A 13,417-nucleotide genomic window follows, 5' to 3' on the forward strand; every position below is an offset into this window, starting at 1 on the left:
CCATTCAGTCTTTTGTCGCTTCAAATAGATACAGGGAATAAAAAGCATTGAAGTCCGATCGTCCGACCGGTACGCCTTTGTAGGTATAGCTCTCCCCCAGTTCGTGTTCACCTTTTTTCACTGCTTCATCGATGGCATCAGCGATATCCGCATACAGCTCATCGATCTGATCTTCACTCAATGCGTCATGTTCTTCCTGCCATCTATCCAGAAAGTCCTGCTCATCTTTTCCTTTATAAAACTCTATCATGACCTCTTCCATGTTCCCCTCCCCCATTCCTGTATTCCTTATAGTCATCGTTATTTTACCAAAAACGGGAACATTTGTCAGCCTCTGGAAAAGCCCGACTATACTGAAAAGGTTTTTCCAGGAATAAAGATAAATAAGTTAACCGCTTACTTTTTGTGTGGTATACTACCCATAGACTGACAAAAGGAGTAGATAGAATGAAATACAACAAATTAGGCAATTCAGGCCTGGAGATCAGCGAGCTCGGTTTCGGCACATGGGCTATCGGCGGCAGCTGGGGCTCCCATAACGATGAAGAAGCTCTAAAAGGCTTGAATCGTGCAATGGAAGCGGGCGTGAACTTTTTCGATACCGCTGACGTCTACGGCGGCGGACACAGTGAAGAACTTCTGGCCAAGGCCACAAAAGGAAAAGAAGATTCTATCCATATCGCAACAAAATTCATCCGTCAGGGCGATGTCAATGATCCGGCGAATTATTCGGAGAAGCAGATCCGGACTTATCTGGAAGACAGTCTGCGACGTTTGGACCGCGAGCGGATCGATCTGTACCAGATCCACTGTGCCCCCCTTCAGATGCTGAAAGAAACAGACGTCTTCCCTATTCTTGACAAACTCAAGAAAGAAGGGAAGATCAGAAGCTATGGCGTGAGCGTCGAGACGGACGAAGAAGGCCTTTACGTTTTGAACAACACGGATGCCAGTGCGCTGCAGGTCATCTTCAACGTGCTGAGACAGAAACCGCTCAAGGAGCTGTTTCCAGAAGCACAGGAGAGAAACGTCGGTATCCTGGCCCGCGTGCCTTTAGCTAGCGGCCTGCTGACCGGCAAGTTCTCTAAAGACCATACCTTTGAGGAAGACGATCACCGCAACTTCAACAAAGATGGTCAGGCATTCAACGTCGGTGAAACGTTCGGCGGTCTGCCATTTGAAAAAGGTGTGGAATTGAGCGAGGAGCTGGCCTGGATGGCTGATGACCGTGGCAGTCGCGTGCGTGCGGCCCTGAAATGGGTCATGCAGCAGGAAGCCGTGACCAGTGTGATCCCCGGATTCAAGAATGAAAAACAGGTCATCGATAACCTGAAGTCGCTGGAAGTCAAAGATTTCAGTCAGGATGAACTGAAACGCCTGAATGACTTTTACTGGGAAAATGTTCATGATCATATCCGTGGTCCTTACTAAAATTTAATTTTTCTGACAAAAGCCCTTAGTCATAATTTCTGATCAAGGGCTTTTTTCATTGCCATTGAGCCATGTCAATAGAGAACATCCATTGTAATAGAAATTTAATAAATACATATATGTTGTATGCATGTTCCTTATCTGATACCATATATAGTGTAAAAAAACATTTGAGAGGAAGTTATACACATGGAATTTTTACCTACTTCCTACGTAGAAGAATACGTAGCAACGCGTCCCAACCCGCTCAACGAACTCGGAGAATTCGTCTACAGTCGTACCTATTCCCGCTGGCTCGAAGACAAAGGCCGCAGAGAATACTGGCATGAAACAGTGAAGCGTGCGATCGAATACAATATGGCCCTTGAGTACAAACACTTGAAAAAGATTGGTTATTCCATCCACCTGAAACAGATGCGCAAGGAAGCCAAAGAACTGTTTGAAAACATCTACAATACCAAACAGTTTACTTCCGGACGGACCCTGTGGCTGGGAAATGCCAATGAGAAAGTCAATAAAGATTTTGCCTTAGGAAACTTCAACTGTTCCTTCCTGTCGATCGAGACATGGGAAGATTTAGGCGAACTTTTCTATCTGCTTATGGTCGGTAAGGTAAAATAGCCCAGTGCCGACTTTAAACCTTGTGAACCTGTACTAACAGGGTGTGCACGGAAGTGTGCTGACGATGAAGGCTTTAAAGCTGATATCGTGCCAAGCTATGTTCTGTCTTTTTAATCGTCGAACGGAAAGACTTCAGACAGGATATGGAAGGTGTAGAGACTATCGAAAAGATCATGCGCTGTCGCGAGGACATCATATGATAACTGAGTAGAGTAGCGGTCACGTGAAACTCGTGCCGCCAAGCGCAAGGACTTATGAGGTAACGCTCATAAGTAAGATATAGTCCAAGTATACGCTTGACTGGCGTAGGATTTAAAGCAACCAGAAAAACGATCAAACACTTGACGAAGATCAGAACGAATACGACTTTGCTTCATTCTGAATACAAGCCTGTTCCCGTCGAAAAACGACTGGAAAATACGAAAGTCGTCAAAATGGAGAACGGCTATGCCAAGATCTACGTTGGGGATTCCAAAGAAGGATGGGTAGAATCCCTCAACGAATACCTTAACTTGCTCACTAAAAAGGAAAACGAGGATATCCATACGATCAAAATCAGTTACAACAGTGTCCGTCCGGAAGGCGAACGCCTGAAAACATTTGGCGGAACAGCTTCTGGTCCTTCACCTCTGCGTGAGATGTTCGAAGGCATCAACAAGGTGCTGAAAAACGAGATCGATCCCTATCTGGCTCCGATCGAAACTGACGACAAAGGCTACGGTAACGTCCGTCCGGTACATATCCTGGATATCGGAAACCTTATCGGCGCGAATGTCGTTGTTGGTGGTAAACGAATCTTCTAATGCCTCCAACATAAAAAAACACTCCTCTTTATCGGGAGAACTCCTAAATGGACGATCCCGAGGGAAGCCTTGAGTATTCAGGGAACCTGTAACGACTATCGAAAGCATAGCTCCTGCCTGTGGGGCACGAGTGAAGAAGCGAGTAGAGTACACCTTTATGGTGGAAACGGGGAGCTTTAAAGGGTAACGCCTTTATTGAAGAGATAGTCTAATCTTTATGGCAACATAAAGCTAATATAATCATGGTTAGAAGAACCGCTGAAATATTCCTGTTCGACGCCGATGATCATGAGTCCATGTTCGCTAAATACGGCATGAACGGCATCTGGACCGAAGAGCAGCTTGAACATCACAAAAAAATCGGTAAGCTATTAGAAAAATCCGGCTTGAAACCGCGCTGGTTCGACAACTTGAAAGCTGTCGGTGACCGCCGTGAAGGGCTGGATCACCGGCGTATGAGCAACAACTCGATCGCTTTCGAGAAAAAACCGGAGCGCGACTTCCTTCACCTGGTCTTTGAAATGATGCAGCTTGAAGGAGAACCTGGTTTCTTCAACATGGAAGAAGCCCGTCGCCGCCGTCCGAATGCTGAAGGTGTTAACCCCTGCGGCGAGATCATCCTGGATTCCAAAGGCGTCTGCAACCTGACGACCATCAACGTGAAAGCCTTTGTTCAGGAAAACGAAGACGGCACACACAGCCTTGATCTGGACGGACTGAAACGTGCACAGGAGCTGTCTGCCCGTATCGGTCTGCGTATGACCCTGACACCGCTCGAAATCGATTCATGGAACGAGATCCAGCAGCGCGACCGTCTGATCGGTACGTCTGTCACCGGCTGGAAAGATGCCCTGGCCCTTGTTGGTGCTTCGGAAGAAGATGAGATCAAATGGATGAACGAACTGCGCGATGCTTCACGCAATGCTGCAGATGCGTACGCTAAAGCACTCCGTGTAAATGCACCGCTCCTGGCTACGACAGTCAAACCTGAAGGTACACTGTCACAAGTGGCCGGCGGCGTTTCTCCTGGTGTCCACATGAGTCACAGCCCATACTACATCCGACGTGTCCGTATCAATGCAACAGATCCCCTTGTCAAAGTGGCGAAAGAACTTGGCTGGAAGATCCATGCTGAAATCGGAACGAATAATGTTTACGACCAGAATGAACTGGCTAAACCTGAAGTGATCGAACAGGCCCGTACAGTTGTTATCGACTTCCCTGTCGCCAGCGGTGCCAAACGTACAAAAGAAGATACGTCAGTCGATGAACAGTTTGATACCTACTTCCGCTTCCAGAGAAACTATGTGGAACACAACGCATCCAATACGATCGATGTAAAGCCGGGCGAATGGGCCCAGGCCGAACAACGCGTCTGGGATGGCTGGAACGACTTTGTCGGAGTCTCCTTCCTGAGCCATGACGGCGGAACGTATACGCTGGCACCTTATGAAGCCTGCACGAAAGAAGCCTATGAAGAACTCAAAGCGTCCATGCGACCGTTTGACGCCGGACTGCTTCATCAATTTGAGAAAAGTGAAACAGAAGCTGATCTGGAAACGATGGAAGCCTGTTCGTCAGGTGTCTGCCCAATCAGATAATCAAATAAAAAATGATAGAAAGGAGAATGAAAAGTGAAATCTGCACCATTAAGTAAACACTCCACGTTCTCGAGAGGCCGTACGTACACACTGACACGTATCGCCCTGCTGACCACGCTTGTTTCTGTGGGAAGATTGAGCTTTTCCTTTCTTCCCAACGTCCAGCCGATGACCGTGCTGCTTGTCTGCATCACGTTATATTATGGTTGGAAAAACGGTCTGGCCGTTTCCCTCTTATCCGTTCTGCTCACCAACTTTTATCTTGGCATGGGGCCATGGACGATCGCTCAGTTTGCGGCTTACTCCGTACTGATCGGCCTGACCTGGCTGCTGGAGGATTCCTATGAAGCGCTCCCGCTGCCAGTGATGCAGTTCTTTGTTGCCTTTCTGGGGATCGTATACGGACTGATCATCTCGCTCGTTCAGGCACCGTTTTTCGGATGGAATATTTTTGTTCCCTACTACTTGTCAGGTCTGCCTTATGATATCATGCATGCCGGCGGGAACATCGTATTCTTTGCGCTGCTTTATCCTATAGCCATGCGGGTCTTTCAGCGGGCAGACCAGAACACTTCAAACGTCAGTTAAGAAGATTATATAAAAAAAGGAGAAGATGACTATGAAAAATAAACAGAAGTCGTTAATTGCTATTGGGGTAGGTATTATCCTGGTCGTCTTAGCACTTGTTTTCAACGGTATGTTCACGGATGACCCTGCCGATCCTGCTGGTCCGGTAACTTCTGATGAGACGAACGAAGTGAATATCGTTATCTATGCGGATGAGGAAGAAATCGCGAATGAGTCATTCGAAGTCGATCCTGACACCACGCTGATGGAGATCATGGAAGAAAACTTTGACGTTACTGTATCGGATGAAGGCTTTGTCGAAGCGATCGAAGGATACGAACAGAATCCAGACGAAAATTTATGGTGGATCTTCGAGGCTAATGATGAGATGGTTGAAGAAGCTGCAGACGAATTTATTCCAGAAGATGGAGATGTCGTTATCTGGGCCCTGACTGCTTTTTAATTCAATGACTTACTGAAACACCCCGGGAATCAGCAGTGACTACTGATTCCCGGGGTGTTTTTCATTGTCAAAGCCGTTTAGAGTGTTCAGTAACGTCTATTTAGTTTGAAAGATGACCGTTTTTAACAAGTTCGGTAGTTACTGAACCGACATCTTCATGTAAGTGTCGAACAGCCCTATATTCGGCACTTAGGATAGTCACATTCTTTCCTAAGTACCGAACATGGTATGGGTTCGGTACTTACCGCCCTGTCGGTTTACCCTACTAACCGAATGGCAGGTCCATTCGGTTAGTAGGGCAGGAAACTGGTTTTCAAACTGTCGAACCTGTCCCAGTTTCGGTCATTACATCTCCTTCCCTTCCTCCTACTTACCGAATACCCGCTTCTTCGACACTTAGGTGACAGTCTCAGCACCCTATCTACCGAACAGGACAAGTCGGAAATCTAATAGTAAAAACCTACAGGTATTCCCGCATTTTTGACCTTTACTAAAAGCTGAATAACGATTTCTGACAGGATATGCTGCAGCTGGTCGCTAAGGTCCGATTCTACATATAAAAAGTGACAAAAAGAGCAGACCACTCAGCAGTGGCCTGCTCTTTTTTCTCCAACTCTGTGATTCAAAACAATGTCCTTGCAATATTTCCATGAACATCCCTTAAGCATCCAGCGTGAGCATTTCTTTCACGAAAAAGGCCGTGATTTCTTTCATCGTCGGCACTTTGACAAGGTGTTCTTCGTCCTCTTCCATAAAGGTCAGATTCCTGTCAGGATTCTCTTTGACGAATTCCTCGACGTGGTCAAAGGGCACGATCACATCATGAATGCCATGCCAGAATAATACAGGTCTGTCACCCAGCGCTTCGGGATGATAGGACAAATCATACGCCGGTATCCAGCCCAGCAGGGATTCATAGTCATGCGGGAAAAAGCGGTCGAGCTTTGAAGCGTGATCCATGATCCGGTCCCGGTATTTTGCCGGCTGAGGCGAACCCATGATGCAGGCTGCCACTTTAATCTCGGGATGATGCGTAAGCAGCGCGCAGGTCGTTATCCCACCCATCGATACGCCGCCCACTGCTAGCCGGTCATCCACGACGCCCAGTTTTTTGAAATGGTTCACGATGAAACCAAATTCGAATAGATTGGTGTGAATGCTCTGCCAGAAAGTCAGTGAAGGGATCCTGGTGATCGGCTGTTTCCGCTCCCCGTGATTGGCTGCATCCGGCAGCAGGACCCGAAATCCTGCCTCGGCCAGATAGCGGCCCTGGGTCAGCACGAGTTCCTTCGAGGACTGCCAGCCGTGATAATAAACGATCAACGGCAGGATATCGTTCCGCTTAGCCTCTTCAACCACTTCCAGCAAAGGAATCGTTCCTAATGTACGTTTGCGTATCGTCAACTTCATTTTTTCACCTCTTGGGTCAGCTTTTACTGTGTTTATTCTGAAAGTAATAGCGCCACTCATCAGCAAGCGGCTCGTTATCTGAAAATAAATCAGAATTTTTCAGAAGCAGTTCTGTCAGCAGGTCTGCCGTTTTCCTTGCATCCACGACGCGCACGTCTGCATCGCCGAACGTTCCTCTGCTCATGGCCCCTTCTTCCAGCAGGATCTCTTCCACTTTCCAGTAATGCTCGGACGCATGTGAACCGGAATGGCGGCGGGACGGAACACGGACTTTTTCTCCTGTGCGAAGGACACTGTACAAGTCTTCATATGACTCGGTCATCCGTCCGGGAGTGTCCACCCACTCCTCGATGCCATGAATAAAAGTATTTCTCGTCAAGTCGACCCCGATCAGCAAAATCTTAGCGTCTCTGTCCACAAGTTTTCCCCAGACAGACTGCCGGGCACAGGGCGTATCGTGTCTGTATTCTTCTTTGGTAAATGATTCAGCTTCTTTGCCTAGTGCAGCGACCGAATGCGTCGGGTGTTCAGATCGGAAGACATTCGGTCGCCGTCTGAATCTCTCGGTCAATATCCCGACGTTCGAGGGGGATCGTCTGACGTCAAAAACTGGATTCTCTTTATTGATGTATTCCCATGTATGTGTCGGCAGGACCAGCAGGCCAGCCTTCATATACGCACTCAAGGTGTCTAGAACCGCGTCCGGACCTCCTTTAACTGCTCCAATGCTTTTATAGGAAGAATGAACCAGTAGTGTGCCTTCCACATTAATATCCAGCTGTTTTAAATCAGGAATCAGTGACTCTTTTGTATGCATGTTTTCACCTCTTTTATCTATTCGCTATATTACTGATTAAACAGGATAGTTGGTGAAAATGCAAACGGATCAGGATGACTCTTTTTAAAGACAGCAGCAACGTTCAGCCCGTTCAGTTTCCACTCTTGGCAGAACAGACCAAAGTTTGCCTGCATTCGGTTTATTCGCACATGCAACAGATTTAAATAAACCCAACATGAAAGTCTTGGACGCACAGGGAGCGCTCTTCGATTTGAACGAGCCGAACCTCGCCATAGTTCAGCTTTTCCCGATATTATTCTATCCTGAATGAGCCGAACTTGGGAAAGTTCAGCTTGTTCAGCACACATCCATATTTGTACAAGCCAAACCGTGACTCAGCCTATAGCCTGACAATAGAAAAATAAAAAACCAGCGGGAGATCCGTTAAGATCCCACACGCTGGTCCATCGACTCTTTATTATTTATTAGTTCAGGACTCGGATAGTCACATGGCGGCGGCCCCATTGCAGCGCTTCAGCTACTGTCTTGAAGTGAATATCTATGATTTTTCCATTGATTGCTCCACCAGTATCGCCGGCAATGTAGACGCCCATGCCTTCAACTTCCACCATGGAGCCAAGCGGGATGACTGAAGGGTCGACCGCGATGACACGCGGATTGATACGTAAATCGATACCCATATACGTGTGTGTGCTCAATCCCGGCTGCTTCGTTGAATACCCAGTCGCCTCGACTCTCAATGTACGGCCAGATGTTTGTGCTGGTTTTGATTCTTTTTTAGCGGCAGGTTTCGACTCCACTTTTTCGGGTGCTGAGGTCTTAACTGTCTGCCTGGCACTCGTTTGATTATCAGATGATGAAGTGGAGACATCCTGAGCATCTGTGTCTCTCTCAGCGGCAGCTCGAGCAGCTTCTTCTCTTGCCGCGCGACGTGCTTCTTCGATGCGTGCCACTTCTTCAGCTTCTCGTTGCACAAGTGAAGACAATTCTGACTGATTATCCATGATCATTGTCTGAAGGGAAGCGACCTTACCGTCCAGCTCCTCTTTCTGCGCTACAGCTTCTTCCTGCTGCCCCTTCAATTCCTGACGTGCCTCTACCAGCTGCTCTTTCAGATCGACAAGTTTCTGCGCTTCTTCTTTAGCCAGTTCGATCTGTTCATTACCTGCATCGGTCAAACGCATGAGAACAAGCGCACGATTGAACATGTCTGAGATGCTTTCAGATTCCAGCAGTGTCAGCACGATATTCTGGGATATTTCATTGACCTGCAGGGAATGCAGGCGTTCGCTGGCCTGTTCCAGACGCGCTGATACGATCGCTTCCTGTTTGGTGATGTCCTTTTCAGTCATTTCTATATCAGACTCTTTTTCAGTAATGGTCTCTTCCAATGTGACCAGCGTCTCGTTCAATGTGTTGACTTCTTCGAGAACTGTATTGACATTCTCCTGAAGTGACTGGATCTCCTGTTTAGTCTGTTCCTGCTGGTCTTTGATCGTATCTAAAGATTCAGCTGAAGCAGGTTGAGCATTATTCAACTGCAAGAATGTTAAACCAATCACAGCCAAGCTCACTAGTCGTTTTTTCATGATTTATCGGACAATCCTTTCTGAATTAAGGGTTTGTATACGCAATCAGTATTCAATGCCCAGTTATTATACCGGTAAAACCTTTATTGTACATTTCGGTTCTCTTACAATTTGTTACAAAAACTTGAACATTGAGAGCGTTTCACATAGATAACAGCTGTTTTATGTAAAAGAACCAGTTATGATAGCGTTTTCCGTCATTTTGTAATATGATTGTAATGAAGTGTGCTTTTTTAGACTTTATGCAGAAAGAAATAGTATGATTAAAGAGAAAGATACTTACCCCGCCTTTACGTTAGTTTGAAATTTATGAGGAGTGACTATTATGTCAAGAGAACGTTTTGGATTACTAGATGTCGGTTCGAATACCATCCGGTTAGTCATCTTTGAAAAAGATGATTATCAGGGTATTACGGAACTTCAGAACATAAAAACCCCCGCCCGCCTGGTTCAGTATCTGGACAGTGAAAATAAAATGTCCGAAGACGGCATAAAGGTATTGATAAAAGTGCTGAAAAGCTTTACGGATATCGCTGAACGTTATAATATCGAAGATCTCATTTCTATAGCAACAGCTGCGATCCGACAGTCTACGAACAAAGAGGCGATCATCGACCGTGTAAAAGAAGAAGTGGATCTGGACCTTGGCATACTGCCTGAAGAAAAAGAAGCCTATTACGGGAATTATGCCGTAAGACACACCATGGATGTCATTGACGGTGTCAGTGTCGATATCGGTGGGGGCAGTACGGAAGTCACTTACTTTAAAAACAAGGAAGTCAAAGAGATGCACAGTTTCCCCTTTGGCACAGTCTCTCTCCAGAAAGATTTTTTTGATGGAAAAGATCACAATGATGAAAAGGCAATAAAAAAAGCCCGCAAGTGGGTAAATGAACAGCTGAAAACGCTGGACTGGCTCGAAGGACTGGAAGTCACTTTAGTCGGGATCGGCGGTTCAGCACGCAACTATGCCGAAGTTTACCAGCGTCAGAACGACTACCCGATCGCGGGCATCCACCAATATTACATGTCCAGAAATGACCTATATGAGACCTTCGAACTATTTGAAGAGAGTTCTATGGACGACATGGCTGACCTGGACGGCCTGAGTGAAGACCGCCGGGATATCATCATTCCGGCTGGCATCGTCTTCTCTGAACTGCTTGAGGTCATGGATTCTGAAACCTTTGCCATCAGTAACCGAGGTCTGCGGGAAGGTATCATACTTGAGAAACTGAATCAGCGATATGAAGATTCTTATGACCTGTTCGGGATCAAACGTCAAACGGTACAGCGCATGTTCAAGCAATACGATATCCGTCCGATCAGTGCCCATCAGCGGATCATCCTGGCTGACCGGCTTATCGAACTGATAAAAGAGAAAGGGATCCTGGAGGTCGCGGACGAACACCTCTATCTGCTGCACTACGGGGCTACTCTCTATTACCTGGGCAGTTACATCGAAGATGATTCGAAATCACAGCATACTTTTTATATCATCTCCAATACGAATCTGCATGGGTTCAATCACCGCGATCGTGTGCGCCTTGCCTTATTAGCCAGTTACAAGAACCGGTCACTGTTCAAGCAGTACACCAGTGATGTAAAAGACTGGTATGATGAGAAAGAACTTGATCTGCTGCTTTATATGGGGAGCATCATCAAGTTCGCAGAAGCTCTGAGTGATTCGCACGTCAACTTTGTCCAGGAGATGGATCTTAAAGAAACAGATGATGACGGCTATGTGCTTCAGGTCACCTACAGCGGCGATGCGATCGCTGAAGAGTATCGGGCCAATCGCCATAAAAATCATATCGAACGGGTTTTGGGGAAACCACTTGAGATCACGTTCAATAAAGAAATAAATGACTCACCCCAAACGGAGGTATAGCTATGCAGGGGCAAGATAATTCACTGGAAAATCCGGAATACTATCAGAATAGAGAATTGTCGTGGCTGGATTTCAATGCCCGTGTGGTAGAAGAAGCAGACGACCCGACCAATCCGCTGCTGGAACAGCTGAAATTTCTGGCGATCGGCAGTTCGAATTTGGATGAATTCTACAAAGTCCGGGTGGCGGGGCTGCAGGATCAGCTGAAGATGGGCGTCAGTGAGCCTGATACGAAGAAACAATGGACACCAAAAAAACAGCTTCAGGAAATAACCAGAAAGAATCAAAAGCAAGTCAGACGCCAGTATGCTCTTTTTGAAAAAAAGAAAAAGGAGCTTGAGAATTACGCCATCTCCTTCACAACGATCGATGCGTTGTCAGAAGCCGATAAGGAACGGGCCAAAGGCCTCTTCAAATATGAGATCGATCCGGCCATCACACCCTACGGTATCGATGCCTACCGTCCCTTTCCGCATTTGACAGACGGTGTGCTGCATCTGTTCGTCCGGCTTGAAAAATCCGGCAAGCCTTTCATCGCCATCGTGCCTGTGCCTCAGCGGCTGAACCGTCTCTTTTCTCTCAAAAAAGACGGAGAGATCCTGCTGCTGTTTTCTGAAGACATGATCTATTCCTTTCTTTCAGATTTATTCAAGGGATATAAAGTGACGTACTCCTTTACGTTTCGTATCACGCGGAATGCTGATCTGGAAATACAGGAAGAAGGGGCGGAGGATCTGCTGTCCGTTATCGAAGACTATCTCGAAAAACGGAAAAACGGCATGGCCGTCAGACTGGAAGTCGACAACCGCAGCACCAGCCAGTCCGTAGAAAAAGACATCGCGTATTTAAAAAAAGAATTGTCCATCAAGCAGCGGGATATCTATTATCTGAACGGTCCCATCGATCTGACGTGTCTGCATGAAGCGGTGGACATACTGGAAGATGCCGGTCTGAGTCTTTCCTTCGAAGCCTTCGATCCTTTTTATCCGCAAGTCTATGAGAACCAATCGGTCTACAGCCTGGCCGCCGATCAGGATTTGTTCTTCCATCATCCGTTTGATTCCTTCAAACCGATCATTCAGTTTATTGAACAGGCGGTTGAAGATGACCGGACCGTGGCCATCAAACAGACTTTATACCGTGTCAGCCAGGATTCTCCTTTAGTCCGGGCACTGGAAAATGCTGCAAAGAAAGGCATCCAGGTCACCGTTCTGGTCGAACTGAAAGCCCGGTTCGACGAGGCGAACAATGTCCACTGGGCAAGAAAGCTTGAAGAAGCCGGCGCCCATATCCTTTATGGAGTCAAAGGGCTGAAAACGCACAGCAAGGCCACACTCGTCATAAAAAAAGAGAAACGCGGGTTCAGACGGTATGCTCATCTTGGGACCGGCAACTATAATGAACAGACCGCCAAACTGTATACGGATATGGGACTGATCACGGCAGATAAAGAGATCACACAGGATGTCTTTGACTTTTTCAATTATCTGAGCGGATATAACGAACAGCCGCCTTATCACTACCTGCATGTCTCACCTTTCGATATCCGCGATGCGTTCATTGAAAATATCGAAAAGGAGATCACTCTTCATAGACGTTACGGGAACGGCCATATCATTGCGAAAATGAATTCACTGACAGATAAAATGATGCTGCTGAAACTTTATGAAGCCAGTCAGGCCGGTGTGAAGATCGAACTGATCGTCCGGGGCATCTGCTGTCTGATCCCCGGCATCCCGGGCGTGAGTGAGAATATCACCGTCCGCAGCGTTATCGGTCGTTTCCTGGAACACAGTCGTGTCTATTACTTCAATCACAACGGCGAAGAAAACCTCTATCTTTCTTCGGCAGACATGATGACCCGTAATATGATCCAGCGGGTGGAGATCGCTTTTCCCGTTTTAGATGAAAAATGGAAACGACACATCATTTCCATCCTCAAGATGTACCTGTATGATAACGTCAAAGCATGGATCCTTAGGGCCGACGGACTTTATGAAAAAACGGAGCCCGATGGACGCAAACCCATCCATGCCCAGAAAGAACTCATGCATCTTGAAAGGTCACTGGTGACATCGACGAAACGCAGCGTCCTGCAGCGGATCCGCTCATTCGTGACGAAAAGAACACAGTAAAAAGGCAGACTTTCCGCTCCTCTTTCGGACCGTTTAATATTGACGGGACGAAAAATTAGCGGCAGCTGCCTTCTTTCTGATTTTAATCCCCTTAAATCTGCTATACT

General features: G+C 46.9%; 12 protein-coding genes. 8 read left to right on the plus strand and 4 right to left on the minus strand.

Annotated features, from left to right (window positions below; all coding sequences use genetic code 11):
- Window positions 1-4: 4 nt before the first annotated feature.
- Window positions 5-262, minus strand: coding sequence for a hypothetical protein (locus BM049_RS02300; protein ID WP_091528363.1), 258 nt, complete (start codon window positions 260-262; stop codon window positions 5-7).
- A 185-nt stretch (window positions 263-447) separates the two neighbouring features.
- On the opposite strand from BM049_RS02300, the gene BM049_RS02305 reads away from it, so the two are divergent.
- From BM049_RS02305 to BM049_RS02330, 6 genes are all read left to right on the plus strand, one after another.
- Window positions 448-1,431: an aldo/keto reductase gene (locus tag BM049_RS02305; RefSeq protein WP_091528365.1), complete on the plus strand. Its 984-nt coding sequence runs from the start codon at window positions 448-450 to the stop codon at window positions 1,429-1,431.
- Between the two features lie 189 nt (window positions 1,432-1,620).
- Window positions 1,621-2,052, plus strand: coding sequence for a hypothetical protein (locus BM049_RS02310; protein WP_091528367.1), 432 nt, complete (start codon window positions 1,621-1,623; stop codon window positions 2,050-2,052).
- Between the two features lie 296 nt (window positions 2,053-2,348).
- Window positions 2,349-2,855: a glycyl radical enzyme family protein gene (locus tag BM049_RS02315; protein ID WP_177188565.1), complete on the plus strand. Its 507-nt coding sequence runs from the start codon at window positions 2,349-2,351 to the stop codon at window positions 2,853-2,855.
- 242 nt (window positions 2,856-3,097) lie between these two features.
- A complete protein-coding gene (locus BM049_RS02320; RefSeq protein WP_091528369.1) occupies window positions 3,098-4,456 on the plus strand; it encodes a glycyl radical enzyme family protein in 1,359 nt (452 codons plus the stop codon).
- Window positions 4,457-4,489: 33 nt separating this feature from the next.
- Window positions 4,490-5,044: an ECF transporter S component gene (locus BM049_RS02325; RefSeq protein ID WP_245751830.1), complete on the plus strand. Its 555-nt coding sequence runs from the start codon at window positions 4,490-4,492 to the stop codon at window positions 5,042-5,044.
- A gap of 31 nt (window positions 5,045-5,075) precedes the next feature.
- Complete coding sequence (locus BM049_RS02330) at window positions 5,076-5,486, plus strand: DUF4430 domain-containing protein (RefSeq protein WP_177188566.1); 411 nt, start codon at window positions 5,076-5,078, stop codon at window positions 5,484-5,486.
- 660 nt (window positions 5,487-6,146) lie between these two features.
- Here the strand turns inward: BM049_RS02330 and BM049_RS02335 are convergent.
- The 3 genes from BM049_RS02335 to BM049_RS02345 all read right to left on the minus strand — a co-directional run bounded on the left by BM049_RS02335 (window position 6,147) and on the right by BM049_RS02345 (window position 9,284).
- Complete coding sequence (locus BM049_RS02335) at window positions 6,147-6,896, minus strand: alpha/beta fold hydrolase (protein ID WP_091528372.1); 750 nt, start codon at window positions 6,894-6,896, stop codon at window positions 6,147-6,149.
- 16 nt (window positions 6,897-6,912) lie between these two features.
- Complete coding sequence (locus BM049_RS02340; protein WP_091528374.1) at window positions 6,913-7,713, minus strand: AAC(3) family N-acetyltransferase; 801 nt, start codon at window positions 7,711-7,713, stop codon at window positions 6,913-6,915.
- A gap of 446 nt (window positions 7,714-8,159) precedes the next feature.
- Complete coding sequence (locus BM049_RS02345) at window positions 8,160-9,284, minus strand: 3D domain-containing protein (RefSeq protein ID WP_091528376.1); 1,125 nt, start codon at window positions 9,282-9,284, stop codon at window positions 8,160-8,162.
- Between the two features lie 325 nt (window positions 9,285-9,609).
- Between BM049_RS02345 and BM049_RS02350 the strand changes: the two genes are divergently transcribed.
- Both BM049_RS02350 and BM049_RS02355 read left to right on the plus strand, forming a co-directional pair.
- Window positions 9,610-11,175, plus strand: coding sequence for a Ppx/GppA family phosphatase (locus BM049_RS02350; RefSeq protein WP_091528377.1), 1,566 nt, complete (start codon window positions 9,610-9,612; stop codon window positions 11,173-11,175).
- Window positions 11,176-11,177: 2 nt separating this feature from the next.
- Complete coding sequence (locus BM049_RS02355) at window positions 11,178-13,310, plus strand: RNA degradosome polyphosphate kinase (RefSeq protein WP_091528379.1); 2,133 nt, start codon at window positions 11,178-11,180, stop codon at window positions 13,308-13,310.
- Window positions 13,311-13,417: the final 107 nt, after the last annotated feature.

The organism is Alkalibacterium subtropicum, from assembly GCF_900112455.1.
Lineage (GTDB): Bacteria > Bacillota > Bacilli > Lactobacillales > Carnobacteriaceae_A > Alkalibacterium > Alkalibacterium subtropicum.

Bases quoted from the DNA above. Each gene is read 5' to 3' on its own strand.
- BM049_RS02300 (WP_091528363.1), bottom strand. From the start codon at position 262: ATGGAAGAGGTCATGATAGAGTTTTATAAAGGAAAAGATGAGCAGGAC.
- BM049_RS02305 (WP_091528365.1), top strand. From the start codon at position 448: ATGAAATACAACAAATTAGGCAATTCAGGCCTGGAGATCAGCGAGCTC.
- BM049_RS02310 (WP_091528367.1), top strand. From the start codon at position 1,621: ATGGAATTTTTACCTACTTCCTACGTAGAAGAATACGTAGCAACGCGT.
- BM049_RS02320 (WP_091528369.1), top strand. From the start codon at position 3,098: ATGGTTAGAAGAACCGCTGAAATATTCCTGTTCGACGCCGATGATCAT.
- BM049_RS02330 (WP_177188566.1), top strand. From the start codon at position 5,076: ATGAAAAATAAACAGAAGTCGTTAATTGCTATTGGGGTAGGTATTATC.
- BM049_RS02335 (WP_091528372.1), bottom strand. From the start codon at position 6,896: ATGAAGTTGACGATACGCAAACGTACATTAGGAACGATTCCTTTGCTG.
- BM049_RS02340 (WP_091528374.1), bottom strand. From the start codon at position 7,713: ATGCATACAAAAGAGTCACTGATTCCTGATTTAAAACAGCTGGATATT.
- BM049_RS02345 (WP_091528376.1), bottom strand. From the start codon at position 9,284: ATGAAAAAACGACTAGTGAGCTTGGCTGTGATTGGTTTAACATTCTTG.
- BM049_RS02350 (WP_091528377.1), top strand. From the start codon at position 9,610: ATGTCAAGAGAACGTTTTGGATTACTAGATGTCGGTTCGAATACCATC.
- BM049_RS02355 (WP_091528379.1), top strand. From the start codon at position 11,178: ATGCAGGGGCAAGATAATTCACTGGAAAATCCGGAATACTATCAGAAT.